The sequence below is a fragment of the Plastoroseomonas arctica genome (assembly GCF_018128965.1).
Classification (GTDB): Bacteria; Pseudomonadota; Alphaproteobacteria; order Acetobacterales; family Acetobacteraceae; genus Plastoroseomonas; species Plastoroseomonas arctica.
Genome location: NZ_JAAEDH010000015.1, coordinates 67,624 through 94,222 on the forward strand (window position 1 = coordinate 67,624; position 26,599 = coordinate 94,222).

Consider the following 26,599-nt stretch of genomic DNA (forward strand, 5'->3'; position numbering starts at 1 on the left):
CCTCAACGTGACATCGTGGTCGCCAGAACACCGCGGCCGAATAGCGCGGTGAGGCCGAGGCAGGCGCCGACCAGCAGAATCTGCATCACCGACACGGCGGCGATGGTGGGGTCGATTTCCATCATGATGTTGTCGAACATCTTCTTGGGCAGCGTCATCGACGCGCCCGAGAGGAACATCGCGACGACGAGCTCATCGAAGGAGCTGATGAAGGCGAGGAAGGCGGCGGAGACCAGGCTAGGCCGCAGTTGCGGCAGGGTGATGCGCCACACCGCGACGGCCCAGGACGCCCCGAGCCCGGCGGCGGCCTGTTCTTGCGTCTCGTCGAAGCCACGCAGGCCGGCGCCGACCAGGATCACCACGAAAGGCAGCGCGAGGACGGTGTGCGCGATCGCCACGCCGTACCATTCGCCGATCAGTTGCAGCCGCGCGAAGACGCCGTAGATGGCGATCGACAGGATGATGGTCGGCACGATGATGGGTGCGGCCGCCAGCCGGTCCAGCATCCAGATGCCGCGCCGGCGCGAGCGCACCAGCAGGAAGGTCAGCGGCACGCCGAGGCCCATCGACAGCACGGTGCAGACGCTCGCCGCCTGCACGCTGCGCCAGGTTGCATCCATCCACGAGGGATCGTCGAGGAAGCGCTGATACCATTGCCAGGAAAAGCCGGGCGGCGGGAATTGGAGATATGCGGCCGAGGAGACGGAGATCGGGAACACCACCAGCACCGGCAGCATCAGGAACACGAACACCATCGTCGCGAAGGCCGTGAGGATGATGGCGCCGGCCCGGGCGCGCGGGTCACGGCGTCGCAAGACGCGCACTCCTCGAGACGCGGTTGATCACGGCATAGACCGCGAGTGTGACTGTCAGCAGCACCGCGGACAGGGCCGCCGCGAAGGGCCAGTCCAGCAACTCCCGCACCTGCTGCTCGATGAGCATGGAGATCATCACGACGCGGCCCCCGCCGAGCAGCGCCGGGGTGATGAAGAAGCCCAAGGCGAGCACGAAGACCAGCGCGCAGCCTGCACCGACGCCGGCGAGGGACAGGGGCAGCACCACGCGCCGGAACGCACTCCAGCGGGAAGCGCCCAGGCCCTCGGCGGCGCGCGACAGGTCGGGGTCGATCCGCAGCAGCGCGGCGTAGATCGGGAACACCATGTAGGGCAGCAGCACGTGCACCATGCCGATCAGCACGCCGCCCAGATTGTGCAGCAGCGGCAGCGGTTGCTCGATCAGCCCCCAATCCCGAAGCGCGCGATTGACCACGCCGTTGCGCCCGAGCAGCACCATCCAGGCATAGGTGCGCACCAGCACGCTGGTCCAGAACGGCAGCAGCAGCGCGAACATCCCGAGCGCAACCCCGAGCGGCCCGGCCCGCGTCAGCCACAGAGCGACGGGATAGGCGAGCAGCAGGCAGATCACCATCACCAGCCCGGCAATCTGCAGGCTGTCGAACAGCACGGCGACATAGAGCTCGTCCGTCGCCGCCCGTTCCAGCTGAGTGAGGGTGCCGTCCTGCACCGACATCGCGAGAAGCCGCAGCACCGGCCAGGCGAACAGCCCAAGCAGCAGCAGGATGGCCGGCAGGCCGAGCAGCAGCAGATGCCGCTCCCGCTTGCGGGCTGGACCCTCGCGCTCAGCCGCGGGGGACGACATGCACATCCTCGGGCGAAAAGCCGACCAGCACGGAGCTACCCTCGGCCGCTGGGGGCGGGTCGGACGGGCGCAGCGGCAGTCGCGCCAACAGGTCGGGACCCTGCTCCGGCCGCAGGCGTAGCTTTATCGAAAGGCCGAGGAAGATCGCTTCCAGCACGGTGCACTGCGCCTGGCAGTGCGCGGCGCGCGCCTCCGCGCCGACGCGCATCGCCTCGGGGCGCAGCAGCAGCGTCACCGGCCCCGATGCGGGCGCGTCGGGATGCGCCAGCGTGCCGAAGCCGGGCAGCACGACCTGGCCGTTTGCGGCGGTGCCCTCGATCAAGTTGGACTCGCCGATGAAATCCGCGACAAAGCGCGAGACCGGCTTGTCATAGACATCCGCCGGGGTGCCGATCTGCTGAATGCGCCCCTGATCCATGACGGCGATGCGATCGGACATGATCAACGCCTCCTCCTGGTCATGGGTGATGAACAGCGTTGTCAGGCGCAGGCGACGCTGGAGACGACGCACCTCCAACTGCAAGGATTCGCGCAGCTTGCGATCCAGCGCACCGAACGGCTCGTCCAGAAGCAGCAACGCCGGCCCGAAGACGATGGCCCGCGCCAGCGCGACGCGCTGCTGCTGCCCACCCGAGAGCTGGCGCGGCAGCCGCGCGCCATAGGTCTCGAGCTCTACCAGCGCCAGGGTCTCGCCGACGCGCTTGGTGATCTCGGGCTTCGACACCCGACGCATCTCCAGGGGAAAGGCGATATTCTCGGCCACCGTCATGTGCGGGAACAGGGCGTAGTTCTGGAACACCATGCCCACGTTGCGATGCCGCGCCGCCGACAGCGTCACGTCCTGGTCGCCGAGATGCACCTGCCCCTCATCGGGCACTTCGAAGCCCGCGACGGCTTTCAGCAACGTCGTCTTGCCCGACCCCGACGGGCCCAGGATGGTCAGGAACTCCCCTTCCTCGACGGTGAGGTCGATGCCGGCCAGGGCGGTGACGGCGCCAAAGCGCTTGACGATTCCCGTGACGCTCAGGCGCACGCGCGAACGTCTCTCAGCGCCGCAGCATCCAACGATTCCAGCGCTCCTGCGCGGCGGCCGCGTTGGCCGTCCACCAGGGCACGTCGAGCCAGAACTGCCGCTCGACATTGCCGGGCGCGGTGCACAGCAGCGGGTGCAGCTCCGCGGGCACGAAGTCGATGGTGCGGCGGTTCAGGCCGGGATAGCCCAGCTCGGTCGTGTACACCGCCTGCAACTCCGGCTCGGTCATGACCTGCAGGAAGCGCTGGCCCCAATAGGTCTGGCGGGTGCCGCGCGGAATGCCGAAGGAGCCGGATTTCAGGCAGCCGCCGGCGAATTCGGTGGCGATCGGCGCGCCACGCCGGGTAAGCTCATAGAAGCGGCCGTTCCAGCCGGAGGCGAGGACCACCTCGCGATCGGTCAGCAACTGCGCGGGCTGCGCCCCGGTGGACCACCACACCGTGATGTGGGGCCGGATCTCGTCGAGCTTGCGGAATGCGCGGTCCATGTCGATCGGGTAGATCCGGTCCATCGGCACGCCGTCCGCGAGCAGCGCGAATTCCAGATTGTCTGCCGGGTGGTTGCGCAGCGAGCGCGGGCCGGGAAACCGCCGCACATCCCAGAACTCCGCCCAGCCCTTGGGGTGGCTGTTGTTCGGGAACACGTCGGTGCGATAGCCGAGCGCGGTGGTGTAGGCCGAGGCGGCGAGCACGTGGCTGTCGCGGGCGTTCTCGGGGTATTCGGAGCGATCGATGACGGACAGGTCCAGCGGCTCGAGGAGGTTCAGCTCCTTGGCGCGCATCGCGTCCTGGCCGCCGATCTCGGTCACCGTCCATTCCGGATTGCCGCTGTCGACCATCGCGCGGAGCTTGCCGAAATCGACCGGCGAGGTGTCCACGACGCGGATGCCATGGCGGCGTTCGAAGGCGGCGAAGTAGCTGCGGCGGAAGATGTTGTTCATCGCGCCACCGGAGGCGTTCACGACGATGCGGTCGGGCTTCGGCGGCACGGTCTGGGCGCGGAGGATGCCGGGCATGGCCAGGGTCGCCATCGCGGGGGCGGCAAGCAGCAGGGTGCGACGATGGATCGGTGCGGGCATCGATGGGCACTCCCGTTATGGCGCGTTTTGGCCAGTGCAGACGCCGTTGGGCGACGACGCGATCTTGCACAGGCGCGACGGATTGCGCACCAGGCATTCTGCTCGCATCGTCAGAAGCTGACGGTCGGGACATCACCGATGCAGGTGGGGCGCCGGACAGGGCTGGCCGATCGGCGCTCTCGCGCCGATGATCGCCGCACGAGCCCTTGCAACACGGCCTCGCATGAGGTCCGTTGCCCCTTCACCACTGGCAAGAAGCAGAACATCCGACATGGCCTATCAAGCTGCGCTCGATCGATATTCACCCTATGCGCTCGCCGCCCTGCGGATCGTCGCCGCCGTGCTCTTCATGGAACACGGCACACAGAAGCTGTTCGGATTTCCGGCGCCACCGGCAACCGGGTTGCCGCCGGCCTTCTCGCTCCTCTGGGTCGGCGCGATCATGGAACTCGGTGGCGGGCTGCTCATCCTGCTGGGCCTGCTGACGCGTCCCGTCGCATTCGTTATCGCTGGGGAGATGGCCGTCGCGTACTGGATGTTCCACGCGCCGCGGAACCTGTACCCGGTGCTGAATGGCGGCGACGGCGCGATCCTCTACTGCTTCGTCTTCTTCCTGCTGGTCTTCACCGGGCCAGGTGCCTGGAGCATTGACGGGGCGCGTGGCCAGGGCACGTCCGGCGGCCGCACCGCGATTTGACCGGCGGGCAGCGAGCGCAAGGATGAGGGCATGAACAGGCCGACGCTTCTCATCGCGGGCGCCAGCGGTGCCGCGGCGACACGGGTGCTCGAACAGGCGCAGGCCAGCGACGGCTTCAACGTCGTCGGCCTGTCGCGCAACCGACCCGAGCGCGCCGGCGACTGGGTGGAGGCCGACCTGACCGATGCCACCAGCCTCGCCCAGGCGCTGTCGTCCCGGCGCGATGTCACGCACATCGTCTATGCCTCCCGCGCACCGCATGGCGAGACCGGGGTCGAGGATGTCGCGGCGAACGTCGCCATGCTGCGCAACCTGCTCGACGCGGCCGAGGCATCGCTGCCGCACTTCGCGCATCTGCACATGATCCATGGTGGGAAGTGGTACGGGCTGCATCTGGGTCCCTTCCGCACCCCGGCGCGGGAGGATGACCCACGCCACATGCCGCCGAATTTCTACTACGACCAGCAGGACCTCGTCGCCGCGCGCCAGCTCGGCAAATCCTGGAGCTGGACCGCCAGCCGACCGAACTTCGTCCTCGATGTCGCGCCGGGGCGGGCCCGCAACATCGCCTCGACCCTTGGCGCTTATGCCGCGATCTGTCGCGAGCTCCGCGTGCCCTTCGACTTCCCTGGCAAGGAAGGCGCATGGACCGCATTGCACGAGGTCACCGACGCCGCGCTGCTCGCCCAGGGCGTGCTGTGGATGATCCAGGAAGCAGGCTGCGCCAACCGTGCCTTCAACCTGACGAATGGCGACGCCTTCCGCTGGTGCGACCTCTGGCCCTTCCTCGCGCAGCGCTTCGATGTGCCGCCCGGCCGGCCCCGCCCGATGGCGATGCGCGCGCTGATGGCGGACAAGGAGCCGGTCTGGGAGCGTGTGCGCCAACGCCACGGACTCGCGCTGCCGCTGTCCCAGGTCGCATCATGGGAGTTCGCGGATTTCTTCCTCAACATGGACTACGACGTGATCGCCTCGATGACGGCCATGCGGAACGCTGGCTTCACGGGCTTCGTCGACAGCTGGGCGATGTTCGACAGCCAGATCGAGGGGTATCGCGCCGCCCGCGTGCTGCCGCCGGTCGGTGCGTTCGCTACTCCTGGAAATTGAGCCGCAAGCCTGGCTCGGCCCAGGCCATGGTGACGAGTTCTCCCTTGCGAGACAGCGTGATGTAAGCGGTCCGCAGGTCCGGGCCGCCGAAACAGATGTTGGTCGGATGCGTGTCCGGCATCGGCACCGACCGCACGATGCGTCCATCGGGGGAGATCACCGTGATCTCTCCGGTCAGCATGGTCGTCACGGCGACGTTGCCCGAAGCCTCCACGGCGAGGCTGTCGAAGCGGCAGAACCCGCCCATGGTCACGAGGCAGCGGCCGCCATGCGGCGAGGGAAACCCCGCCTTGCGGATCACGCCCGGTGACGCGACGTCGAAAGCCCAGAGCCGCGCCGTCTCGGTATCCGCGACATAGAGCGTCTTCTCGTCGGGCGAGAGACCGATACCGTTGGGCGAGAGCATGGGATAGGCGAGTTCCTTGATCGAGGAGCCGTCGGGCAGGGCGTAGTAGAGCCCGCCATGGTCGCGGTCCCGCTTGCGGCGCTTGCCAAGGTCGGTGAAGTAGAAGCCCCCCTCCTTGTCGAAAACGATGTCGTTGGGCGCGGCGAGTTTGTGCCCGTCGCAGGCCGCATAGAGCGTGGTTCGGGCGCCGGACACGGGATCGACGCGCTCGATCGAGCCGCCAACATAGTCATGCGATGGCCCCTGGCCGGCGAAGTGTCCCGGCTCGTACTGGCTGCCGCCATTGTTGCAGACGTAGAGCATGCCGTCCGGCCCGCGCGCGATGCCGTTCGGCCCGCCCCCGGTCGGGCCAAGCACGCTGTAGGCGCCCTGCGCATCGACGCGGGAAATCTTCCCGCCATTCAACTCCACGAAGATGACGGATCCATCCTTCATGGCGATGGGTCCTTCGGGAAAGCCCAGCCCACTGGCCAGCGTGCGGATCTCGCTCATTGCCCTACATCCTCAGCCCGAGATCGCGCACGATGGCGCGTTGCTCCTCGACGGCCACTGGCATGCTGGCGGCGTAGTCGGCGCTGTTGAGATAGGCGAGCGGCATGTCCATGCGCGCGATCAGCGCCGCGTGCTCGGGGTCGATCAGCGCGCGGTGCAGCGCATCATGCAGCACGCGCACCACGCCTGGGTCCATCCGCTTGGGCCCGACCAGGCCATAGGGCGATACATGGGCGATGTTGATGCCGCACTCGCGCAGCGTCGGCACCTGCGGGAAGCGCCCGATGCGCTCCTCGCCGAAGGAGACCAGCAGGCGCAGCTGCCCTGCCTGCACCATCTCCGCCCACAGGCTGGAGGAGGCCACAGCATCGAGATTGCCCCCCAGCAGCGCCTGGACGTCGTCGCCGCCGCCGCGGAAGGGCACGTGCACCCAGTCGAAGCCCGCGATGCGCGCGGCCTGCTCCATGACGATGTGCTGGGTGGTGCCGACGCCGGCGGTGCCGAAACTGACCTTGCCCGGATTCGCCTTCACGTGCTCGGCGAATTGCTGCCAGGTCTGCCAGGGCGATTCCGGGCGCACGACGACGCCGTAGGAGTAGCCGACCAGACGGATCACGAAGGTGAAGTCGCGCAGCAGGTCGTAGGGCGCGCGCTGCATCATGAAGGGCACGCGCATCGCCGAGTTGTGCATCTGCGTCAGAAGGTAGCCATCGCCCTGGTTCTCATTCGCGAGAAGCTGCGCGCCGAGGATGCCGCTCGCGCCGGCGCGGTTCTCGATGATGACGGGTTGCCCGAGATGGCGCGTGGCGATCTGCGCGAGGCCACGCAGCTGGATATCGGCCGCGGCACTCGCGAGCCAGGGCACGATCAGGCGGATCGGGCGGGAGGGGAATTCGCGCTGCGCGAGGGCAGGGGCAGCGAGCGTCGCGCCGGCGGCACCCGCGAGGAGGCTGCGTCGGGGAAAAGGATGAGGCATCGGGCGGTCTCCTTTGAATGTGGCGAGTCGATGGATTTTGGTCACGGCATCTGCAGCCCGCCATTCACCTCGATCACCTGGCCGGTGATGAAGCCGGCCATCTCGTTCGACGCGAGGAACAGGTAGGCGCCGACGCATTCATCCACGGTTCCGATCCGGCGCATGGGCGTGAGCTTGATCGCACCCTCGAGCTGATGGACGGGCATGGTCTTCAGCCGGTCGGGCTTGCCGATCACACCCGGTGCGACAGCATTGACGCGGATACCGTGGCGCGCGACTTCCTTGGCGAGACCGCGGGTGAAATTGGAGACGAAGGCCTTCGACGCCGCGTAGAGCGTGGACCGGCTGCCGCCGCCATTGCGCGCCGCGAGCGAGGTGGTGGAGATGATGACCCCGCCGCCCCCTGCATCCATGAGCGCGATCGCCGCGCGCGAGCAGGCGAAGACCGAGCGCGCATTGAGATTGACGATGTCGTCGTACAGCGCGTCGTCGATGTCGCGCAGCGGATGGCGCTTCACCACGCCGCCGGCGTTGTTCACGAGCACATCGAGGCCACCGAACGCCGCATGCGCCTCCTCCACCAATCGCGTGCAGGCCTCGACGGAACGCACATCGGCCTGCAGCACGATGGCGTGGCCTGCGGCCGCATTGATCTCTGCGACCACCGCTTCGGCCGCCGCGCGGCTCGCATTGCAGTGCACCGCGACGCGCGCACCTTGGGCCGCGAACCCCTTCGCCACCGCCGCGCCGATGCCGGTCGAGGCTCCGGTGACGAGGACGGCCTTGCCTTCCAGATCGGTGATGCGCATGGCGTTCTTCCTTCCTCCACTCAGGCCGATTGCCAGCCGGGTGGCGGGGCGCCAAGCCATCGGTCTGCCTCGCCTTGCCACAGTGCGGTGCCGTCGAGAGCGACGGCCCAGCCGGCGCCGACGCCTTGCACTTGCAGGCCATCCTCGGCGCGGGCGCGGTAGCAGACGTGGTGGTGTCCATGGATCATGAGGCGCGCCCCCATCGCGCGCGCGAGCTCGTCCAGCATTGCAAAACCCTGCGGATGGCTGGACGGCGCCTCGTGCGTGACCAGCACGTCGGCCCGCACCGCCGCGAGGGTGTCGAAATCCTCCGGCCAGATCGCCATCGCGGCCAGCGCATGCGCCATCGCGTCGCGCTGCTTCTCCGTCCAGTCGGCGCCGAGTGTCGCGACGTCGTCGGCCAGTTCGGCACGGCCTTGCAGGCGCCGCTCGAAGGGTGGCTCCCAGACACGGCGACGGAAGGTGCCGCCGAGACCGGCGATGCGCAGGCCGCCGATCTCGACGACGCGCGCATTCAGCGCGCCATCGCGTGTCTTCGGATTGCGCGCGGGATCGGTGAGGTTGGCCCACATCTCCGGGCCGCCATCGTAGTCATGGTTGCCCCAGATCCAGTGCACCGCGACGCCGGCATCGAGCAGCGGCGCCGCGACCACGTCGAGCGGAGCATGGCACTCCATGTCGCCCAGCAACACGGCCACGGCGGGCGGCCGCGGCAGCCGCGCCAGGCCCGTAACGACGTGGTGCCACTGGCGATGGATGTCGCCGATGAACACGATGTCCGCCGCTTCGGTCGCGGTCATTTCAGATCACGCCTTCCTCCGCGAGGGCAGCGACCTCCGCCGCCGAATACCCCAGCAGCTCACCCAGCAGCCGCGCATTGTCCTCGCCATAGCCCGGCGCGCCGCGGTCGATGATGCCGCCGCTATAGGGCGGCGTGGCGGCGAGCTTCATCGGCAGCTCCGTCACCGGCCAGCGGCCGATTTTGGTGCCGGTCACCTCGGTGAACCAGTTGAGGGCGGCGAGCTGCGGGTCGTGCTCGCAGCGATCCTCCGCGTTCTGGCAGACACCGGCGGCGACGCCCGCGGATTGCAGTGCCTGCATGCAGGCATAGGCATCCTGGCCCAGCGTCCATTCGGAAACCGCTGCGTCGAGTGCATCCTGGTGCGCCAGTCGATTTTCCAACGTCCGGAACCGCGGATCGCTGGCCCAGTCGGGCCGTCCGGCGACGCGCACCAACGCCTGCCACTCGGCCTCGTCGACCACCGCGATCGCGATCCAGCGATCCGTCCCCGCGCAGCGATAGGCACCGTGCGGGGCCGCGGGCTTGTACGGAGAACGGTTGCCAATGCGCGACCACACGCGGCCGTTTGCCGACCAGTCCAGCACCGGCACGCCGCCGAGGAAGATGCCGGACTCGCACTGCGAACTGTCGATCCACTGCCCCTGGCCGGTGCGGTCGCGATGGTACAGCGCACCCATGATGGCGGTCGCGAAGCTGTAGGCGCCCATCCAGTCGAGGAAGGAATAGCCCCACCCCGCGGGCATCGCGGGCTCCGGCATGCCCGACATCTCCGAGGTGCCAGCGAAGGCTGCCGCCACCGGCCCGATGGTGCGGAAGCGTCCATAGGTGCCGACCCCACCCATGCCGGATTGCTGCACGTAGATGATGTCGGGCCGCAGCGCCTGCAGCGCCTCATAGCCCAGGCCGAGCCGTTGCAGCACGCCGGGCGAGAAGCCCTCCGCGACCACGTCGGATTGTGCGATCAGCCGGCGCGCGATCTCCTTGCCCTTGGGGTGGCGGATGTTGAGCGACAGGCCGCTCTTGCCGGAATTCTTGTTGTTGAACTGGCCGCCCATGTCGGAATCATTCACGCCCTTGAGCGGTGCGGTCGCCGCGCGCCGCGCCTCGCGCCCGCCGATCGGCGACATGGCGGCCAGGCGCGTGTCGGGATTGTCCTTCCACTCCACCTTGATGACGTCAGCGCCGAGTGCCGCTGCGAAGCGCGTGCCGCCGGCCGAGGCCAGGAACCACGAGAAATCGAAGATGCGCACGCCCTGCAGCGGGAACGGCTTGTTCCAGCCGGAGAGCTTGGGTGCATCCGCGGCGCGGGGGCGCGCCGGCTGGGTCAGCGCCGCGCGCGGCTTCAGCGAACCCATAACCGCGGCGGTGTCCTCGCCGAGCAGCGGGGCGCGGCGGCCGGTCTGCCAGCTCGTCGCGGTGGAGAGCCAGCGGCTCACTGGATAGTGGAAGCTGCGGTCGTGCTCCGGGTGCTCGATCTCGGCGAAGGTGCCGCGCGTCTGCCAATGTGCGTCGGCGACATTCTCATGCGGCTTGCGCAGCGGCGCCCAGAGCAGCCCGGCATCCTGCGCGTCGCGCCAGGGCATCGTGTCGTAGCGGTGCGCGCGTATGAAGCGCTGCACGATATCCAGCACATGCGCCTTGCTCTCGTCATTCGCACCCGAGCCCGGTACGTTGCGCGCCTTGGTGTCCGCCTCGGGGGGTGGCATCGCGAGGTCAGCCTGCATGCCGTAGCGTGTGAGGAAGGGGATCAGGTTCGTCTGGTCGCGCACGGAGACACCGGTCGCGATGTACCAGCGGCCATCCTTGGTGTGCCCGATGGAGGGCACGTGCGTAGGGTTCTCGATCGCGTGGCGGCAGGTCTGGCGATACAGCGGCGCGTGGCGCATCACCCAGGACATGACGTCGAGCTCGGTGTTCTTCGACACCGCCTCATGGATGGCGATGGAGATATCCTGGCCCTGGTCGGTGTGCAGGCGATGGACCAGAGCGGCGATGATGCCGACCACCGCCTGGTCGCCGGCGATGTGATAGGCGTGCCAGAGCTGCGGCGCGATCGGCGGCATGTCGTAGTGCTTCGCCGGATCGGGATCGTAGCCGCAATTCATCATGATGCCGCCCAGTGCCAGGTGCACCAGGTCCGACCCCTTGTGGTCCTTCCACGGTCCGACATCGCCGAACGGCGTGATGCGCGCGACGATGAGGCCGGGTGCGAGTGCGGCCATCGCTTGTGGTGCGACTCCCATCGCCAGGGCCAGCTTGCCACCGCTGGCGTCCAGCACGATGTCGGCGGAGGCGATCAGCCGGCGCATGTCGGCGACGCCCGCCGCGGTCTCGAGGTCGATCGTGACGGAGCGCTTGCCGCGATTGTAGTTCCAGAAATGCAGCGACCGCTCCGGCCCCGGCACGTCCTCCAGAAACGGCCCGATGTGGCGCGTCGGTGCGCCGCCGGGCGGTTCCATCTTGATGATCTCGGCGCCGAGGCCGGCCAGCGTGAGGCCCACATACTCGCCGGTCTCGTCGGCGACCTCGATGACGCGCAGGCCATCGAGCATGCCCGGAAGATGCCCGGCATCCTGGCGTGGCAGCGGTGTCTTGGCTTCGGTCGCAATCATGGCGATGGGTCCTTGCGGCGATCCGGCGGCGGCGCGGTGGTGCCGCGGATGATCAGTTCGAGGGCGAGTTCCGCGGGCAGGCTGACGGCGCGGTCGTCAATGCGGGCGAGAAGATATTCAGCAGCCAGCGTGCCGATGCTGTGCTTGGGCGTGCGCACCGTGGTGAGGCCCGGCTGCAGGTGCGCCGCGATCTCGAGATCGCCGACGCCCACGACGGAGAGGTCCCGCGGCACCGCGATGCCCTGCGCCTGCGCTTCCAGCAGCAGCCCGATTGCGACGATGTCGTTGTTCGCGACCAGCGCGGTCGGCAGAGGCCCGCGCCCCTGCATCTCGCGGAAGGCGTCGCGCACGGCGCCGAGGCGGTATTCGGTGAAGACCATGCGGCGCTCCTCGAAGGGCAGACTGTGCAGCTGCAAGGTGGCGCGCATGCCGGCGATGCGCGCGCGCACCCGGTCGTTGTGCTCGGTGACGCCGGCCACCATGCCGATGTCGCGGTGGCCGAGGCTGACCAGGTGGTCCACGACCATGCGGGTGAGCGCGGCATTGTCGTAGCCGATGGTGGGATGCGGGCTGGCCTTCGCCGGCGCCCACGTCTGCACGAAGGGCACGCCCGAGGCATCCAGCAGCGCGAACAGGCGCGGGTCATGGGTGACGCCCACGAGCATCAGCCCATCGACGCCGCGCTCGATCATCGTGCGCGCGCTGCGGTACTCGACCTCCGGATCGTAGTCGAAGGCGGCGAGCAGCATGGTGTAGTTCGCGGCCTCCAGCCGGCGCTGGAAGGCGGAGATGGCGTCGGAGAAGATCGTATTCGCGAAGGTCGGCACCAGCGCGCCCAAGGCGCGGGACCGGCGCGAGGCGAGGGCGCGCGCCGCGCCATGCGCGACATAGCCGAGCGCCTGCGCCGCGGTGTCCACCTTCGTGCGCAATGCAAAGCTGACCAGGCCAGGATTGTTGAGAGCGCGCGACACGGTGGCCGCCGATACCTTCGCCGCGCGCGCCACTTCCTCAATGCGCACCTTGGGCCGCGCGGAAGGGGGAGCGCGTGTCATGGTGCTCACGGGCGGCGCGGCTGGACGACCGGCGCCTCCGCCGGCGGGGCATGGAGCGGCGTCGCGAACACGGCGCTGTCCAGCTCAGCCGCTGATGCGGAATTTTGGCAGCGTCAGCTCGTCGTCGACCTTCTCGAACACCGCATCGACATCCGCGCCAATGATGATGTCCTCCGACTCGACGCCGACGAGGTTGCTGACCAGCAGCGGTCCCTCCTCGAGGCCGACCAGGCAGACGAGATAGGGGAGGTCGGCGCGGAAGCTAACCCAATAGGCGCGATGAAAGCGCGCCCAGGACAGAAGCGTGCCGCGGCCCGAAATCTCGACCCAGGACTGGTTCTCCGAGAGGCACCGCGGGCAGACCGGCGATCCCGGGAAGTGGACATCCGCGCAGGCGGCGCACTTCTGCACGGAGAACTTCTGAGCGCGCGCATTGTCCCAGAATCCTCGGTTGACATTGTCGATCTTGGGACGCGGCTTGGCGATGGCGGTTTGCATCGGACGACCCTCAACCTGGCGTGTAGATGATGGAGCGGGAGCACGGCGTGGCGCCGCAGTACTGGACCACCTGCGCGTTCGGAACCTGCCGATCCTCGCACTCGCCGCGGATCTGGCGCACCGCCTCGACGTTGAGCGCCCAGCCCTGCATGTAGGAGTTGGAGAGGTGCCCGCCATCGGTATTGGTCGGCAGCCTGCCGCCGAGCTTCAGCGTGCCGCCCTCGACGAAGCTGCCTGCCTCGCCCTGCTTGCAGAAGCCCAGCCCCTCGAGGCTGAACAGCACGGTCGGGCTGAAATTGTCGTAGCACATGAGCGCATCGACATCGGCGGGACCGACACCCGCCATGCCATAGGCCTGCGCCGCGACGTCCTGCATCTCGTCATGCCAGAAGTTGAGGTCGAAATTGCCGATGGAACCGGTGGTGAAGGCCTCGCGCGCGCCGATGCCGGAGATCATCACCGGCTTCTTCTTCAGGTCGCGCGCGCGCTCCTTCGTGGTCATGATGATGCAGACCGCGCCATCGTTGATGAGGCAGTAGTCGAGCAGGCGCAGCGGCTCGGTGATGAAGCGCGCGGCCTCATGGTCGTCGATCGTGATGGGCTGCTTCATGACCGCGGCCGGGTTCAGGCAGGCGTGGTGGCGGAAGGCGACCGACACCTCAGCGAGCTGGCGCGTGGTGGTGCCGTACAGCGCGCGGTGACGCTGGAACATCAGCGCATGCGCGGCACCTGGCGAAGTGAAGCCCCACGGATCCCAGACGCCGGGGCTTTCCTCGCCGCCGTAGTTCACGCGGCGCGAGCGGCCGATATTCGCGTAGATCAGCGCTGCATAGTCGCACAGCCCGCCGTCGAGTGCTGCCGCGGCCTCGATGATGGCCATGCCCGACATGCGGCCATGCGGCGGCATCTGGATGGTCCAGCGCGGGTTGAGGCCGATGATCTCGCCCATGCGCGCGTAGTGCGGCACGCGGCAGACCAGCAGGCCATCGATGAGGTTCTTGTCGATGCCGCAATCCTCGACCGCGTTGCGGAAGGCGCGCGCGCCCAGGCCGTAATCGTCGGTGTCGGGGAAGTTGCCGTAAGGCGTATTGCCGACGCCCACGACCGCGATGCGATCCTTCATCTTGTGGAATGCATTCACGGCCGAAATCCGTCACGGCTTGATGCGTGATCATTTTTGTTCACGTCTTCTTCCCCCCACTCGAGGTTGCTTCACGCCGGATCGCATAGCTTGTCGAAACCCTAGCGTGAAAGCGCTTTCAGAAAGCGTAGACATGGATCCTTGCGTCGCCTAGTGCTTTTCTCAGGGCTGTCTCGGATGTGCAGAGATCATCTTGCGGCGCATGTATGCGGCGTCTCCGCCCACCTCGTGCCAATCCGGCACAGATGATCGATGGGGATGGCAGTGGGCCGACGTGGGCACGTCGGCTGCCATCCCCGTATATTGGCCAGCGGAGGAGCGGCGGGGCGTGCAGATCCCTGCGGCTCAGCGCGCCTCTATGCCGCGCGGCGTGGCGGCGATCTCGGATGTGGCGCAGATGTTCACGCGCATCACCTGGGCATTTTGGCCGTTGGCCCAGACGATGCGGAAGTCATGGGCACCAGGCCGACCGGTATCGAACATCACCTGGCGGCCGGCGGGCAGCACGTTCTGGCCCAGGCGATCGACACCCCAGTTGGAGTCGCTGGACGGGCCGAAATAGAACTCGTTCACCTGCACCCCCGAGCGATTGACCAGCATGAAGCGCGTGTCGCATTGCGCCATGGCGGGCAGCGCCAACGCGGCGGAAAAGAAACCAGAAAGTAGGAAGCGTCGCAGCATTGTCGTGCCTTTCAGGGTTGAGAGTCGGCGTTGAGTCGTGCCCGCATGCTGCGGGCACCATCAGCTCAGCCAGCGGTGCCTGTTGCGACCGACTGGTTAGCGTGATCCTCCGAAATTGAGACGGCGTTGGGGTTCTGTAGGCTGCCATTGTCGGTGCGGATCCCAGCCTGGGCGGGCAAGGTGACGGCAAGCAGGATGGCGGCAACGAGGGAATGGGCGATGAGACGCATGGTCGTATTCCTCGTTCTGCTGCAAGCGCAGGTCGCTCGCTGATGGGAGGTTTATGGCCCCCCTTCGTCGCAGGCTGATCGCGCCAAGCAGGGGCGATTGTCTCGTGTGTCGCGAGTTGGACCGATTGCGTGTGCCTCCGTGAGCAGGGCGCAGAGCTGCCCCGAATTTACACCAGCGCAGTGAACTCCCCCGAATGCGCGCGCTGTTCCGCGTGGTGGAGCGAGGGCCGGGCGGCTTACCTCAAGGCGCATTAACCCCGCCCTTTTTGATGACTACCGGGGGCAGATGGCAACCGTGCTGGGTGAGCTGGACGCATCCCTTGTAGCGCTGGCGCGCGAAGCAAAGGACGCTGATTTATGATCGCGGAGTTTACGGGCTACGCTGTGTTTCGTCGTAGCGGATCACCAGAAAGCGGGTGGTGAGCCTACGAGATGGAATTGCGACGTTGCTCATCATAACCATCCCGCTGACGGACTCCGTCGCATCCATCTGAATAGCCGCGTCGCCTCCTGCCGCCTTCACGCGCGACGCTGCTTCGGCGCGTATTACACTCGCCGCGCCAGCGCCCCCGCCGACTTCAATTGTAAGGACGCCGAGAATTTCATAGCGCCGCGGAGGGGTGCCGTTGCTCCATATGTCCACACCATCGACGGTGACTCGGGTGCCCCCTTCGCCATCCCTGAAGGCGTTGCGGCCCTCGTAGGGTTGGTAGTCAACGGTGCATCCAGCGACCACGAGGGGCGAGCACGCTACCAGCGCTCCGAGGAATTGCCTTCTCCGCATGGTATCGCCCCAGCTGTGAGACCGGATCCTTGCATAATCGGGTGCGCCGTCACATCCAGGCGAATTAGGAGTACCTAGCGGCTGACTGATGTGGGGGAATGTGTGGGTACTCTGCCGGGGCCGCTCTGGAAAGATTATTATAACAATAACATAGGATGAAAGTTGGCGTCCCCTAGGGGATTCGAACCCCTGTTACCGCCGTGAGAGGGCGGTGTCCTAGGCCTCTAGACGAAGGGGACCCAGTCATCCCGGCGCGAACCCTGCCGGGGGGCGGACGTCTAGCCGAGCCCGCGCCCCCTGTCCACTCACCGCGAAAGGATTTCGGCGATGGCACAGGCCACCACCTCCGTCGCGGCGTGCAGGTCGGCCAACGGCAGTCGCTCATCGGCGCGGTGGGCGTTGGCTTCCTCGATGCTGCGCGGCCCGGCGCCGTAAAGCACGATCGGGATACCGCGCCCCGAATAGTGCCGCGCATCGGTGTAGAGCGGGACGCCGCTCACCCCCACCTCCGTCCCCAGGATGCGCGTCGCCTGTGTGGCAAGGGCGCTGGCCAGCAGTTCGCTGCCTGGCAGCGGCGTGAGTGGTGCAGCAAGCAGGATGCGCCGCACCGTGTAGCCAATCCCCGCGAAGCCGCCGGCGGCACTCGCGATCAACGCGCGCAGCTCGGCTTCCACCTCGGCCGCGTTCTCCTCGGGCACCATGCGCCGGTCGAGGCGGAACACCACCCGGTCCGGCACCACATTGGTGTTGATGCCGCCCTCGATCAGCCCGACCGTCAGCTGCGGCGCCCCGATCCCCTCCACGCCGGACACGCGCGCGACGAGGCTCTGGCGCCAGGCATAGAGCGCGCCGAGCACGCTGGTCGCGGCCTCCAGCGCATCCGCCCCGGTCCAGGGTTTTGCGGCGTGGGCGGAACGGCCGCGCAGCTCCACCTCCAGGTGCAGGCACCCGTTATGGGCGTTGACGACGGCGTAGGAGAAGCCGGCGCCGATCGCGTAGTCGGGCTTGCTGATGCCCTGCTCGAGCAGCAGCAGCGGGCCGATCTCGCCGCCGGTCTCCTCGTCATAGGTGATGTGCAGCTCGACCGCGCCCTTCAACGCCGCCCCGGACTGGACCAGCGCCAGCAGCGCGAAGGCATAGGTCGCGATATCGGATTTGGAGACGGCGGCACCCCGCCCGACCATCCAGCCATCGACGATCGCCGCTCCATAGGGGTCCTGTGTCCAGCCCTCGCCGGGGGGGACCACATCGCCATGCGCGTTGAGCGCGATGGTCGACCCGGGACCGAAGCGGTGCCTCACCACCAGGTTGGTGCAGGACACCATCCCCACCGCAGCGCAGGCGGCCGCAGGCACCGGGTGGCGCTCCACGATCAGGCCCAGGCCCTCCATGAGCACGGCCGCGGTCTCGGCTGCGGCCGCGAGGTCCCCGGGCGGATTGTCCGAGGGCGTGCGCACCAGCGCGGCCAGGAACGCCACCTGGCGGTCGCGCTGTTCGGCGAGGAAGCTCGGGATGTTGGTCATGGGGGCCTCAGACGCGGTGGAGCAGGAGTAGGCCATCCACCGCGCGCTCCAACTCGTCAAGCGTGCGGCAGGGGCGCAGCTGGCGGCAGAAGGGGGCGTAGCGCGGCATGTCGGAATCGCCCGTGCCCCACAGCGCCGGGTGCTCGGGATTCAGCCACACCACCTGCCGGGCACGGCGCGCGACATCCTCCAACGCGTCGACGCGCGGCGGCGCGCGGTTGCCACGGCCATCGCCGAGGATGACCACGGTGGTGTGCCGGTCGATCGTGGCGTCGCGCGCGAAACCCGCCAGCGCGGTGCCGTAGTTGGAGGAGCCATGACCGTGCTCGGCCAGGATCCGCGCGATGGCGGCCTCGGCGTCGGGCTGCTTGAGGGTCTCGGTCACGTCGATCGCCTCGCCGGTGAAGACGAAGGCGCCGAGGTCGCGCACCACCGCGCCCAGGCTGTGCAGGAACAGCAGCAGGAAGCCCGAGAGGGCGGCGACCGAGCCGCTGATGTCGCAGAACACCACCAGCCGCGGCCGCGCCACCCGCGTCGCGCGGTGGCGCAGGACGAAGGGAATGCCATCCCAGCCCATGTTCCGACGCAGCGTGCCGCGCAGATCGAGGCTGCCGCGCTTTGCCACGCGCCGCCGGCGGCTGTGCCGCGTGGCGAGCTTCTTCGCCATGGCGCGGGTGAGGCTCGCGAGCCGGGCGCGCTCGCGTGGCGAGATGGCGGCCAGGCGCGCACGGCGGAGCATGTATTCGCGTAAGCCCTCGCTCTCCTCGCGGCCGAACAGGCGCAGGTTGCGCTCCGCCTCGGCGCGGGCCTCGGCGCGGAGCATCACCACGCCTTCGGTCAGGCGCGGGTCGGGGCTGGCGGCGATCTCGGCCTCCAGCGCGGCGAGGCCCATGCGGTCAAGCATGCGCCGGGCGAGCGCGTTGGTCTGGGTGAAGAAGCGGATCGCCTGCGCATCCTCGGCGCGCGCGGCCTCGGCCAGCGCCTGGTCCAGCCCCGCACGGTCGCCCTCGACGATCATCCGCGCCAGGCCGGAGCCGCCGCCGCCGCCCTGGGAGTCGCCTCCGACGCCGCGCTCCTCGAACGCGCGCGGTTTCGTGGCCGCCGGCGCCTGGGGGGCGAAGAACAGGGAAAACACCTCGTCGAAGATGCGCTTCTCCTCCGCGCTTTTCGCGCAGACCAGGCCCAGCGTGTCGCGCAGATCGGCGCGGTCGCCGGGCCCGACCAGCGCGGCCGCCCGCAGCGCCTCCAGCGTCTCGGCGGTGGAGATGCGCACCCCCGCACCGCGCGCCGCGCGGAGGAGGGACAACACCGTGCCTTCGCTCACGCGGGCAGCGGCATGCCCGTCTCCGCATCCCGCTTCGCCTGGAAGGCGAGGGGGGCGAGGGCGGGCTGCGCCGCGCTGATATCCGCCTCGTGCTTGAGCAGGATGTTCAGCGTCTCCCGCACCAGGTCGGGCGACAAATGCTCGGTGTGCAACAGCGTCAGCGCGCGCGCCCAGTCGATCGTCTCGCTGATCGAGGGCAGCTTCTTCAAATCCAGCGCGCGCAGCCCGGCGATGAACAGCACGATCTGGCGCAGCAGTAGGGCAGGGATGCCCGGCAGCCTTGCGGCCACGATGCGCGCCTCCATCTCCGGGCTCGGCAGGCCGATGAACAGATGCAGGCAGCGCCGCTTCAACGCATCGCCCAGCTCACGCATCCCGTTCGAAGTCAGCAGCACCATCGGCGGCACAGCGGCGCGGATGGTGCCGAGCTCCGGGATGGTCACGGCGTGGTCGGCCAGCAATTCCAACAGGAAGGCCTCGAAGGCCTCGTCGGCCTTGTCGATCTCGTCGATCAGCAGCACGCAGCCCCGCGGCTCCCGAAGTGCTGCCAGCAGCGGGCGGGGCTCCAGGAACTGCTCCGAGAAGAACAGGTCGGAAAACCCCTCCAGCGCCTTGAGCGCGGGTGCGAGCACGGGCGCGTCGCCAAGCATGGGCGCGATGCGGTCCTTCAGGATCTGCGTGTAGAGCAGCTGCTTGCCGTATTTCCACTCGTACAGCGCCCGGCTCTCATCGAGCCCCTCATGGCATTGCAGCCGGTGCAGCGGCAGCCCCTGCCAGGCGGCGATGGCTCGCGACAGCTCGGTCTTGCCCACGCCCGCGGGGCCCTCCACCAGGATGGGTTTCTGCAGGTGCTGGGCCAGGTGGAGTGCCAGCGCGATGGGGCGCGAGGCGATGTAGCCGGTGCGGCCGAGGCCCTCGGCGACGGCGGCGATGGGGTCGGGTGCGGTGCTCACCGCGGCACTCTCCCCCGAAGTGGACGGGCGGGCCAGGGGGTTCTATGCGGGGGTTTCCGCCCCCTTGAGTGAGTGAATGACATGAGCCCCGAAGAAATCGCGAAGCTGCAGGCCTATCTCCAAAAGCTGTTCGGCAACAAGGAGATCGGCCTGATCGCCCCGAAACGGAAGGGCGAATCGGTGGAATTGCGCGTCGCCGACGAGTTCATCGGCACCGTCCATCGCGACGACGAGGAGGGCGAGGTGTCCTTCGCCGTGCAATTCGTGGTCCTCGCAGAAGACATCGAGTAAGGCCACCTTACTTTCGCACGACAGCCGGCGCGGGCTTCGGACATAATCCGCAGGGCCGCCCATCGACCAAGATGAGCGTAACCCGGAGCGGGTCCGGAGCGTAGCGCTGATCATGCAGACCTCCCTTGCCGAAGCGATCATCGCCGCCGCCATGGGCTATGGCGCCGTGGGCCTGGCCATTGGCGCGGCGTTCCTCGTATTCGGCATCGGCCGCCTCGATGGAGGGGCGCACGGCGCCTATGCCTTCCGGCCGCTGCTACTGCCCGGCCTCGCGCTGCTCTGGCCCTATGTGGTGTGGCGCTGGAGCGGCGGCGCGGCACCCGGCTTCGCAGGACAGCGCCGGCATCGTGCTGCGCACCGCTGGGCCTGGATCGGGCTCGCGGTGTTGCTGCCCGCGCTGTTCCTCACCGCCCTGTCCCTGCGCACGCCGGTCGGCGATGCGCCGGTGCGGATCGCAGCACCATGAGCGTCCGCTACGGCGTGGTCGGCTGGACGCCGGCCAAGCGCTGGTACGACGCGGTGCTGCTGGGTGCCATAGCGCTGTATCTCGTGGGCTATACCGAACTCGCGCCGATGCTGGTGCCGGAGTCGCGTGCGCTCGATGGCCAGAGCCTGCGCATCAAGGCGTTCGGCAGCGCTGCCTTCCTGCTGCTCACCTTCGCATTGGCCATCGGCCCGCTGGCGCGGCTCGACCGGCGCTTCCTGCCGCTGTTGTACAATCGACGGCACCTGGGCGTGATGACCTTCGCGCTTGCCCTGGCCCATGCGCTGGAGGTGCTGGGCTGGCACTTCGCCTTCAGCCCGACGCCGCCGCTGGTCGCGGCCCTGTCCAGCGAGCCGGGACTCGGCACCTGGCCGGGCACGCCCTTCGTGCCCTTCGGCATCCTCGCGCTGCTGATCCTGTTCGCGCTCGCCGCCACCAGCCATGATTTCTGGCTGAATTTCTTGACCCCGCCGGTGTGGAAGGCGCTGCATTTGGGCATCTACCTTGCCTATGCCGCGGCTGTGGCGCATCAGGTTTTCGGGTATTTCCTGGCCGCCGCTAATCCCGGCTTCGTCGGTGTGACGGTCGCGAGCGCGGGCCTGCTGCTGGGCCTGCACCTCGCCGCCGGCTTGCGCGGCCGGCGGGCGCCGATCCTGGGCGCCGAATGGGTCCGCGCCGCCGCCGCCGCCGACATCCCCGAAGGCGGCGCCGTCGTGGTCGAAGTCGCGGCCGGCGAGCCCGTCGCGATCTTCCGCAACGAGGGGCAACTCTCGGCGGTATCGAACCTCTGTGCCCACCAGAACGGGCCGCTGGGGGAGGGCAGGGTGGTGGATGGCTGCATCACCTGCCCCTGGCACGGCTTCCAGTATCGCCTCGCCGATGGCTGCGCGCCCGCCCCCTACACGGAAAAGCTCGCGACCTACCGGTTGCGGGTCGAGGGTGGGGAGGTCTTCCTCGATGTGCGCGCCTGCCCGCCGGGCACCTATCAGCAGCCGGTGCCGGCATGAGTGGCAAAGCCCTGCGGGCGCGCGGATGCGGCCGGCCGCGGCAGGCCGAGTCCGGTGATGCTCTCCGCCAGGGCTTGGGCGAAGCGACCCCAGGCTGCGTCATCCGCCGTGCCGTCGAAGCGGAAGGCGTGGAACACGCGATGGCTCTCGCGCTCCACCATGGTCGCGAAGATGCGCAGCCTTCCCTGGTGGCGCAGCACGCTGCCTTCCAGCACCAGCACGCCCTCCGCACTCAGCCAGGGCAGCAGCGCGGCGCAGACGGCGCGGTGGAGGGGGGCCGGCGACAGCGGCTGGCTGCTGGTGTCATGAATGGCGAAGAGTGTCGCGACGATCAAGAGCGGCGCTTCCGCTGGTGTGGCTTCTACAGGCGCATGCAGACTTCAAACTATCCGTGCGCGGATACTGTGCCAAGCCAAGACCATCGCAATGAATGTAACAAATGGTCAAGATCGTTACGAAGAGCCAATGCGTATATTGAGACGCGGCAAGGCTTTCCTCGCCGTGGCTCGGCGGGCGCGCGGGGAGCGTCGGCATGAGCGGATCGCCGGATTTCTTCATCGGCTGGTCGTCCTCGCCGCCACGGCCGCTGCGCCGCTTCCTGGCCGTTCTGGGGGCGGGCGTGATGGCGGGTGCCATCGCACTCGGCATCGGCCTGGGCTTCGCCGCCGATGACCCGGCCGGGCCCGGCTTCGGGCAGGGCGGTGCTCCGGTGCCGGCGCTGGTCTTCGAGGAGCGGGTGACCGGGACGCTGACCGCCGAGCCCTACCCGGTTCTGCACCTGCCGCCCTCGCCCGGGCTGCCGCGGGGCCGCGCACTGCTGCTGGCCGGAGACGGCAAGGTGGGCGTGGGCGATGTCGCGGCCATGGCCGGGCAGAGCGTGGCGATGGGCGGCTTCGCGCTACGCCGCGGCGATATCGAGATGCTCGCGACCGGCGACGCGCCCGAGGTCGTCGGGCCGGGTGCGCCGGTGCCGGTGGAACGCCTGGGCCGCTGGCGTATCACCGGCGAGATCTGCGACGGCAAATGCGCCAGTGGCGGCATGCGGCCTGGCATCGGCCTCGCGCACCGCGCCTGCGCGACGCTCTGCCTCAGTGGCGACATCCCGGCGATCTTCGTGGCCACGGCGCCCGTCGAGGGCAGCGCCTACCTGCTGCTGGCCGATGCGGAAGGGCGCGCCAACCTCGCCGCCTTCCGCCCGCTGGTCGGCCAGCGCGTGCGGCTGGAGGGCGAGGTGCTGCGCCAGGGTGCGATGCTGGTCTTCCGCGCCGATCCGCGCCCGGTGGCGCCGTGAGCCTGTGGCGGGAGCGCGCCTGGCCGATCCTCGCGCCGCTGCTCGCGGGCCTCGCCGCCTGGCTCGGCTGGATGGCCGGGGGCTGGGGCGCCGAGGCGAGCGGGCTGTCGGTGCTGGAGATGCCGCTGCGCTTCACCGCGGTTGTGGTCGCGCTGGGCCTGTTCGAGCTGCTTCTGGACTGATGCCCGCGCCGTCAGCGGCGACCGGCGCCTGAGATCGCGACCTGCGGGCGATACCGCCGGACTACAGCGGCTCCAGATCCACGCCCACCTTCAGCGTGTGCGCGCCGCCGCCCAGGATGATCCCGTACATCGGGCTCACATCCGCGAAATCCCTCCCCCAGGCGAGGACGATGTGTTCGTCCTGCACGACCAAATCGTTGGTCGGGTCGAAATCCACCCAGCCGAATTCCGCGCCAAGCCAGGCGCCGACCCAGGCGTGGGAGGCGTCGGCACCGATCCGCCGCTTTACCCCCGGCGGCGGCTTGGTGCGCAGATAGCCCGAGACATAGCGCGCCGGCAGCCCCAGCGCGCGCAGCCCCGCGATCATCAGGTGGGAGAAATCCTGGCACACGCCGACCCGGTCCGCGAGCACGCGCGACACCGGCGTGGCGAGATCGGTGACGCCGGAGCGGAACTTGAAGTCGCGCTTGATGCGGCTGGTGAGGTCGATCAGCCCCGCCAGCACCGGCCGCCCCGGCGTGAAGCTCTCCCCGGCATAGGCGCCGACGGCGGCATCGGCCGGCGCCATCGCGCTCGCATAGGTGAATTCGGCGACCTGCCATTCGGTGGCGGCCGAGCGCACCACCGCCTCCCAGGGCGGCGTCAGCGCGGCGGCCGGCGGCGGCGGGAAGCCGACCTCGACGGTGGCCTCGGCCGCGACCTCCAACTCGTCATGCGCGCCTTCGAGGAACAGCCGGGTCACGACATTGCCGAAATGGTCGAGCCCGCTTGACTGCCGCACCGGCTCTGGCTGCGGCTGCAGCGCATGGGCCAGCACCCGCTGGCCAGGCAGGGTCCGCGGCGTGAGATGCAGGATATGCGAGGAGAGATCGACGGGCCGCGAATAGGCGTAGAGCGTGGTGTGGCGCATCCGGTAGATCATGCCGCCGCACCCTCGACTGCCGCGGCATCGGCGGCGAGCCCCCCGCCGACCGCGCGCGCCTCGGGCAGCAGCGCGAACCAGCGCCGCGAGACGGCGTCGGACAGCTCGCCCAGGCTCTCGTGCAGCGCGTCCAGCCGCGGCGGCAGCCGGGTCGCGGCCTCGGATTGGCGCGCGGCCGCCGCCGTGCCGGCCGACATCGCGCGCGCCTCGGCGAGGATGGCCGCGACGGCCGCGAGCAGCGGGCTGCCCTCGGTGTCGCCCAGGCGGGCGAGGCTGTCGCGCATCGCGAGCAGCTGGAAGGCGAGGCCGCGCGGATTGCCCTCCTCCGCCAGCACCAGGTCCAGCACCGGGGCGGCCTGCAGCACGGTCACGTAGCGGGAGCGGTAGGTGATGACGGAATCGCGCAGCTCGAGGGCCAGGCGCAGCGAGGGTTCGAGGCGCGCGGGCTGGGCCGCCGCCTGCGGCTCGTCCAGCAGCGTCGCGAGTTCCGAGGTGATGGAGCGCGCGCGTTCGAGGCGGCGCCCGAGATCGAGGAACAGCCGACCCCCGCCCTGGACCATGTTCTCGGCGGCGAGCCCCGAGACCATGGCGGCGAAGACCAGCACGTCGCCCAGAGCTTCGGAAAATTGCGCCAGCGCGCGCGGGTTCTCGCCCCGCCCGACCGGTACCGCACGCAGTGCGGCCTGCAGGTCGCGGATGGCGTGGCTCGCGGCGCCGTACATCTCGCCGGTGAGGCGGTCGCGCAGCAGCTCGACCATGCGGCCGAGCTGGGCGGCGAGCGTGGGGATGCGCGCCTCGGGGCGCAGCATGCCCAGGATGGCGCGCGGGAAGGCGGGCGTGCCGGCGCCGCGCGCCGCATCCTCATCGATCAGGTGGCTGGCCTTGAGGCAGGCGGCCAGGGTGCGCAGCTCCGCCATCTCGCGCGGCGAGAGGGAGGCGCGTTCCAGCCGCATGATCGTGGTGCGCAGCAGCCGCGCCGCGCCTTCGAGGCGTTCGAGGTAGCGGCCGAACCAGAAGAAATTGTCGGCCGCGCGCGAGGGCAGCTCGCCGGTCGCGCGGCGGATCGGCAGCGCGGCGACCGCGAAGGCGGAGGGCCCCTGGATGTCGCCGGAATCCTCCGACGCGATCCAGACATCCTTGGCGACCGCCTGGCGCGGCAGCCGGCCGGCGAGCGCATCGGCGGGCGCCAGCGCGCGGGCAAGCCCACCCTGCAGCGCCTGCCAGCCCTCGCCGTCGCGCACCAGGAACAGGCGCAGCACGATCGGCCGCGGCTCGAAACCGCCAGGTCCGATGCAGGGTGCGACGGAGGGGGCGATGGCGAGGGAGGCGGCGTATTCGCATGGGTTCGCGGCGGCGCGGGCGAGCGTCACCTCGCGCAGCGCCGGCGCCAGCTCGGCCAGCGGCACGGGCGGTGCGACGCCATCCAGCGCCGGGCGCAGCAGCCATTGCGCGGGATTCTCCATCACCTGCGCGAGCGCGCCGGGGCTGCCGAGCCAGAGCGTCGGCACCGAAGGCAGGGTGAGCGGCCCGACGCCCAGATGCGCCGCGATCTCGGGCAGGAAGGCGGCGAGCGCGGGCGATTCCGCGATGTCGCTGCCCGGCGCGTTCGCGATCACCAGCGCGCCCTGCCGCGCCGCATCGAGCAGGCCGGGAATGCCGGTCGCGAGCCCGTCGCCGCCATCGAGCTCCAGCGGGTCGATGCTGCGCCCGTCGTGCCGGCGCAGCACCACGTCGACCTTGCGCAAGCCGCCCAGGGTCTTGAGGAAGACCTGGCCGTCGCGCGCGGTGAGGTCGCCGCCCTCGACCAGCGTGCAGGACAGCTCGCGGGCGAGGACCACATGCTCGAACCAGAAGGCGCTGCGCGGGCCGGGGCTGAGCAGCACCAGGGAAGGGTTGCCGGTCCCACCCGGCGCGATGCGCTGGAGGTCGGCCTGCCAGGTGTCGAAGAAGGGCCGCATGCGGCGGAGCTGCCGGGCGCGGAAGATCTCCGGGATGGTCTTGGACAGCGCGCGGCGGTTCTCGAGCGCATAGGCCATGCCGTGCGGCGCGTTGGTGCGGTCGGCGAGCACGCGCCACTCGCCGTCCGGGCCACGGATCAGGTCCGCGGCGTAGAGCTGCATCTGGCCCGCCACCGGCAGCGACCGACAGGGGCGGAGGAAGCCGTGATTGGGATAGACCAGCGCCGGCGGGATGATGCCGTGTTCGAGCAGCGTCTGCGGGCCGTAGAGATCGGCGAGCGTGGCGTCGAGCAAGGTGGCGCGCTGGGCGAGGCCGGCCTCGAGCGCTGCGAATTCCGCCGGGCGGATCGGCAGCGGCACCGGGTCGCAGCGCCAGGCGGCGGGGCCAGTCCCCGGCAGCAGGGCGGTCACACCTTCCTCGGCGAAGAACTGGTCGAGCATGGTCGCGCGCTCGATCAGCTGCTCCGAGCCGAGGCCCACCAGCGTGCCCAGCAGCTCCTGCCAGTGCGGGCGGAGGCCGCCACGGCCATCGGCCATTTCGTCGAGGGCGGTGGGGTCCAGCATCATCGGGGGATGTTTCGCCACGCGGGCGGCGGGCGCAACCCCG

General features: G+C 69.2%; 27 protein-coding genes and 1 tRNA gene. 7 read left to right on the top strand and 21 right to left on the bottom strand.

The genetic code is table 11. From position 1 onward, the window contains the following. Positions 1-2 precede the first annotated feature (2 nt). From GXW79_RS13790 to GXW79_RS13805, 4 genes are read right to left on the bottom strand one after another with little or no spacing between them, the layout of a single operon-like run. A complete protein-coding gene (locus tag GXW79_RS13790; protein WP_246503989.1) occupies positions 3-815 on the bottom strand; it encodes an ABC transporter permease in 813 nt (270 codons plus the stop codon). Further along, positions 802-1,659 carry an ABC transporter permease gene (locus GXW79_RS13795; RefSeq protein ID WP_246503990.1) on the bottom strand — a complete coding sequence of 286 codons (858 nt, stop codon included), beginning with the start codon at positions 1,657-1,659 and terminating at the stop codon, positions 802-804. Before GXW79_RS13795 ends, GXW79_RS13790 begins: the two co-directional genes overlap by 14 nt. After that, the gene (locus GXW79_RS13800) at positions 1,640-2,692 is read right to left on the bottom strand and encodes an ABC transporter ATP-binding protein (RefSeq protein WP_211874985.1); all 1,053 of its coding nucleotides are present in this window, start codon (positions 2,690-2,692) and stop codon (positions 1,640-1,642) included. Before GXW79_RS13800 ends, GXW79_RS13795 begins: the two co-directional genes overlap by 20 nt. A 13-nt stretch (positions 2,693-2,705) precedes the next feature. Then, positions 2,706-3,770 carry an ABC transporter substrate-binding protein gene (locus tag GXW79_RS13805; protein WP_211874986.1) on the bottom strand — a complete coding sequence of 355 codons (1,065 nt, stop codon included), beginning with the start codon at positions 3,768-3,770 and terminating at the stop codon, positions 2,706-2,708. A gap of 271 nt (positions 3,771-4,041) precedes the next feature. Between GXW79_RS13805 and GXW79_RS13810 the strand changes: the two genes are divergently transcribed. Together GXW79_RS13810 and GXW79_RS13815 are read left to right on the top strand one after the other, a co-directional pair. Beyond that, on the top strand, positions 4,042-4,467 hold the full coding sequence (locus GXW79_RS13810; protein ID WP_211874987.1) for a DoxX family protein: 426 nt from the start codon (positions 4,042-4,044) through the stop codon (positions 4,465-4,467). A gap of 30 nt (positions 4,468-4,497) precedes the next feature. Further along, positions 4,498-5,574 (top strand): SDR family oxidoreductase, encoded by a 1,077-nt coding sequence (locus GXW79_RS13815; protein WP_211874988.1) that lies wholly within the window; start codon positions 4,498-4,500, stop codon positions 5,572-5,574. On the opposite strand, the gene GXW79_RS13820 is transcribed toward GXW79_RS13815, so the two are convergent. The 14 genes from GXW79_RS13820 to GXW79_RS13885 all read right to left on the bottom strand — a co-directional run bounded on the left by GXW79_RS13820 (position 5,558) and on the right by GXW79_RS13885 (position 19,857). Next, positions 5,558-6,472: an SMP-30/gluconolactonase/LRE family protein gene (locus GXW79_RS13820; protein WP_211874989.1), complete on the bottom strand. Its 915-nt coding sequence runs from the start codon at positions 6,470-6,472 to the stop codon at positions 5,558-5,560. The genes GXW79_RS13815 and GXW79_RS13820 overlap by 17 nt on opposite strands. A gap of 4 nt (positions 6,473-6,476) precedes the next feature. Beyond that, positions 6,477-7,448: a tripartite tricarboxylate transporter substrate binding protein gene (locus GXW79_RS13825; RefSeq protein ID WP_211874990.1), complete on the bottom strand. Its 972-nt coding sequence runs from the start codon at positions 7,446-7,448 to the stop codon at positions 6,477-6,479. A 41-nt stretch (positions 7,449-7,489) separates the two neighbouring features. Beyond that, positions 7,490-8,257: an SDR family NAD(P)-dependent oxidoreductase gene (locus GXW79_RS13830; protein ID WP_246503991.1), complete on the bottom strand. Its 768-nt coding sequence runs from the start codon at positions 8,255-8,257 to the stop codon at positions 7,490-7,492. A 20-nt stretch (positions 8,258-8,277) separates the two neighbouring features. Further along, on the bottom strand, positions 8,278-9,057 hold the full coding sequence (locus GXW79_RS13835) for a metallophosphoesterase family protein (RefSeq protein WP_211874992.1): 780 nt from the start codon (positions 9,055-9,057) through the stop codon (positions 8,278-8,280). A gap of 1 nt (position 9,058) precedes the next feature. Beyond that, the gene (locus tag GXW79_RS13840; RefSeq protein ID WP_211874993.1) at positions 9,059-11,671 is read right to left on the bottom strand and encodes a CaiB/BaiF CoA-transferase family protein; all 2,613 of its coding nucleotides are present in this window, start codon (positions 11,669-11,671) and stop codon (positions 9,059-9,061) included. Next, positions 11,668-12,723: a LacI family DNA-binding transcriptional regulator gene (locus GXW79_RS13845; RefSeq protein WP_211874994.1), complete on the bottom strand. Its 1,056-nt coding sequence runs from the start codon at positions 12,721-12,723 to the stop codon at positions 11,668-11,670. The genes GXW79_RS13840 and GXW79_RS13845 overlap by 4 nt, the downstream gene beginning before the upstream one ends. A gap of 84 nt (positions 12,724-12,807) precedes the next feature. Further along, on the bottom strand, positions 12,808-13,221 hold the full coding sequence (locus tag GXW79_RS13850) for a Zn-ribbon domain-containing OB-fold protein (RefSeq protein WP_211874995.1): 414 nt from the start codon (positions 13,219-13,221) through the stop codon (positions 12,808-12,810). Positions 13,222-13,231: 10 nt separating this feature from the next. Beyond that, on the bottom strand, positions 13,232-14,362 hold the full coding sequence (locus GXW79_RS13855) for a thiolase family protein (protein ID WP_211874996.1): 1,131 nt from the start codon (positions 14,360-14,362) through the stop codon (positions 13,232-13,234). Positions 14,363-14,707: 345 nt separating this feature from the next. Further along, positions 14,708-15,043 carry a hypothetical protein gene (locus tag GXW79_RS13860; RefSeq protein WP_211874997.1) on the bottom strand — a complete coding sequence of 112 codons (336 nt, stop codon included), beginning with the start codon at positions 15,041-15,043 and terminating at the stop codon, positions 14,708-14,710. 65 nt (positions 15,044-15,108) lie between these two features. After that, positions 15,109-15,273 (bottom strand): hypothetical protein, encoded by a 165-nt coding sequence (locus GXW79_RS13865; protein WP_211874998.1) that lies wholly within the window; start codon positions 15,271-15,273, stop codon positions 15,109-15,111. A gap of 947 nt (positions 15,274-16,220) precedes the next feature. Beyond that, positions 16,221-16,296: transfer RNA gene (locus GXW79_RS13870), tRNA-Glu, on the bottom strand. Between the two features lie 66 nt (positions 16,297-16,362). Then, the gene (locus GXW79_RS13875) at positions 16,363-17,580 is read right to left on the bottom strand and encodes a M20/M25/M40 family metallo-hydrolase (protein ID WP_211874999.1); all 1,218 of its coding nucleotides are present in this window, start codon (positions 17,578-17,580) and stop codon (positions 16,363-16,365) included. Between the two features lie 7 nt (positions 17,581-17,587). Further along, entirely contained in the window at positions 17,588-18,886 is a 1,299-nt protein-coding gene (locus tag GXW79_RS13880; RefSeq protein WP_211875000.1) for a vWA domain-containing protein, read from the bottom strand. A 14-nt stretch (positions 18,887-18,900) separates the two neighbouring features. Next, on the bottom strand, positions 18,901-19,857 hold the full coding sequence (locus GXW79_RS13885) for an AAA family ATPase (RefSeq protein WP_211875001.1): 957 nt from the start codon (positions 19,855-19,857) through the stop codon (positions 18,901-18,903). Positions 19,858-19,938: 81 nt separating this feature from the next. On the opposite strand from GXW79_RS13885, the gene GXW79_RS13890 reads away from it, so the two are divergent. The 3 genes from GXW79_RS13890 to GXW79_RS13900 all read left to right on the top strand — a co-directional run bounded on the left by GXW79_RS13890 (position 19,939) and on the right by GXW79_RS13900 (position 21,639). Next, positions 19,939-20,148 (top strand): DUF3126 family protein, encoded by a 210-nt coding sequence (locus tag GXW79_RS13890; protein ID WP_211875002.1) that lies wholly within the window; start codon positions 19,939-19,941, stop codon positions 20,146-20,148. 112 nt (positions 20,149-20,260) lie between these two features. Next, complete coding sequence (locus tag GXW79_RS13895; protein WP_211875003.1) at positions 20,261-20,614, top strand: hypothetical protein; 354 nt, start codon at positions 20,261-20,263, stop codon at positions 20,612-20,614. Then, complete coding sequence (locus tag GXW79_RS13900; RefSeq protein WP_211875004.1) at positions 20,611-21,639, top strand: Rieske 2Fe-2S domain-containing protein; 1,029 nt, start codon at positions 20,611-20,613, stop codon at positions 21,637-21,639. The genes GXW79_RS13895 and GXW79_RS13900 overlap by 4 nt, the downstream gene beginning before the upstream one ends. On the opposite strand, the gene GXW79_RS13905 is transcribed toward GXW79_RS13900, so the two are convergent. Next, positions 21,618-21,974, bottom strand: coding sequence for a hypothetical protein (locus GXW79_RS13905; protein WP_211875005.1), 357 nt, complete (start codon positions 21,972-21,974; stop codon positions 21,618-21,620). The genes GXW79_RS13900 and GXW79_RS13905 overlap by 22 nt on opposite strands. Positions 21,975-22,171: 197 nt before the next feature. On the opposite strand from GXW79_RS13905, the gene GXW79_RS13910 reads away from it, so the two are divergent. Both GXW79_RS13910 and GXW79_RS13915 read left to right on the top strand, forming a co-directional pair. Next, positions 22,172-22,930, top strand: coding sequence for a hypothetical protein (locus GXW79_RS13910; RefSeq protein ID WP_211875006.1), 759 nt, complete (start codon positions 22,172-22,174; stop codon positions 22,928-22,930). Continuing rightward, positions 22,927-23,112: a hypothetical protein gene (locus tag GXW79_RS13915; RefSeq protein WP_211875007.1), complete on the top strand. Its 186-nt coding sequence runs from the start codon at positions 22,927-22,929 to the stop codon at positions 23,110-23,112. The genes GXW79_RS13910 and GXW79_RS13915 overlap by 4 nt, the downstream gene beginning before the upstream one ends. A 61-nt stretch (positions 23,113-23,173) precedes the next feature. Here GXW79_RS13915 and GXW79_RS13920 read toward each other — a convergent pair whose 3' ends face one another. Both GXW79_RS13920 and GXW79_RS13925 read right to left on the bottom strand, forming a co-directional pair. Continuing rightward, the gene (locus GXW79_RS13920) at positions 23,174-24,034 is read right to left on the bottom strand and encodes a transglutaminase family protein (protein WP_211875008.1); all 861 of its coding nucleotides are present in this window, start codon (positions 24,032-24,034) and stop codon (positions 23,174-23,176) included. Beyond that, on the bottom strand, positions 24,031-26,559 hold the full coding sequence (locus GXW79_RS13925; protein ID WP_211875009.1) for a circularly permuted type 2 ATP-grasp protein: 2,529 nt from the start codon (positions 26,557-26,559) through the stop codon (positions 24,031-24,033). The genes GXW79_RS13920 and GXW79_RS13925 overlap by 4 nt, the downstream gene beginning before the upstream one ends. Positions 26,560-26,599: the final 40 nt, after the last annotated feature.

Bases quoted from the DNA above. Each gene is read 5' to 3' on its own strand.
- GXW79_RS13795 (WP_246503990.1), bottom strand. From the start codon at position 1,659: ATGTCGTCCCCCGCGGCTGAGCGCGAGGGTCCAGCCCGCAAGCGGGAG.
- GXW79_RS13805 (WP_211874986.1), bottom strand. From the start codon at position 3,770: ATGCCCGCACCGATCCATCGTCGCACCCTGCTGCTTGCCGCCCCCGCG.
- GXW79_RS13810 (WP_211874987.1), top strand. From the start codon at position 4,042: ATGGCCTATCAAGCTGCGCTCGATCGATATTCACCCTATGCGCTCGCC.
- GXW79_RS13815 (WP_211874988.1), top strand. From the start codon at position 4,498: ATGAACAGGCCGACGCTTCTCATCGCGGGCGCCAGCGGTGCCGCGGCG.
- GXW79_RS13820 (WP_211874989.1), bottom strand. From the start codon at position 6,472: ATGAGCGAGATCCGCACGCTGGCCAGTGGGCTGGGCTTTCCCGAAGGA.
- GXW79_RS13825 (WP_211874990.1), bottom strand. From the start codon at position 7,448: ATGCCTCATCCTTTTCCCCGACGCAGCCTCCTCGCGGGTGCCGCCGGC.
- GXW79_RS13830 (WP_246503991.1), bottom strand. From the start codon at position 8,257: ATGCGCATCACCGATCTGGAAGGCAAGGCCGTCCTCGTCACCGGAGCC.
- GXW79_RS13835 (WP_211874992.1), bottom strand. From the start codon at position 9,057: ATGACCGCGACCGAAGCGGCGGACATCGTGTTCATCGGCGACATCCAT.
- GXW79_RS13840 (WP_211874993.1), bottom strand. From the start codon at position 11,671: ATGATTGCGACCGAAGCCAAGACACCGCTGCCACGCCAGGATGCCGGG.
- GXW79_RS13845 (WP_211874994.1), bottom strand. From the start codon at position 12,723: ATGACACGCGCTCCCCCTTCCGCGCGGCCCAAGGTGCGCATTGAGGAA.
- GXW79_RS13850 (WP_211874995.1), bottom strand. From the start codon at position 13,221: ATGCAAACCGCCATCGCCAAGCCGCGTCCCAAGATCGACAATGTCAAC.
- GXW79_RS13860 (WP_211874997.1), bottom strand. From the start codon at position 15,043: ATGCTGCGACGCTTCCTACTTTCTGGTTTCTTTTCCGCCGCGTTGGCG.
- GXW79_RS13865 (WP_211874998.1), bottom strand. From the start codon at position 15,273: ATGCGTCTCATCGCCCATTCCCTCGTTGCCGCCATCCTGCTTGCCGTC.
- GXW79_RS13875 (WP_211874999.1), bottom strand. From the start codon at position 17,580: ATGACCAACATCCCGAGCTTCCTCGCCGAACAGCGCGACCGCCAGGTG.
- GXW79_RS13890 (WP_211875002.1), top strand. From the start codon at position 19,939: ATGAGCCCCGAAGAAATCGCGAAGCTGCAGGCCTATCTCCAAAAGCTG.
- GXW79_RS13895 (WP_211875003.1), top strand. From the start codon at position 20,261: ATGCAGACCTCCCTTGCCGAAGCGATCATCGCCGCCGCCATGGGCTAT.
- GXW79_RS13900 (WP_211875004.1), top strand. From the start codon at position 20,611: ATGAGCGTCCGCTACGGCGTGGTCGGCTGGACGCCGGCCAAGCGCTGG.
- GXW79_RS13910 (WP_211875006.1), top strand. From the start codon at position 22,172: ATGAGCGGATCGCCGGATTTCTTCATCGGCTGGTCGTCCTCGCCGCCA.
- GXW79_RS13920 (WP_211875008.1), bottom strand. From the start codon at position 24,034: ATGATCTACCGGATGCGCCACACCACGCTCTACGCCTATTCGCGGCCC.
- GXW79_RS13925 (WP_211875009.1), bottom strand. From the start codon at position 26,559: ATGATGCTGGACCCCACCGCCCTCGACGAAATGGCCGATGGCCGTGGC.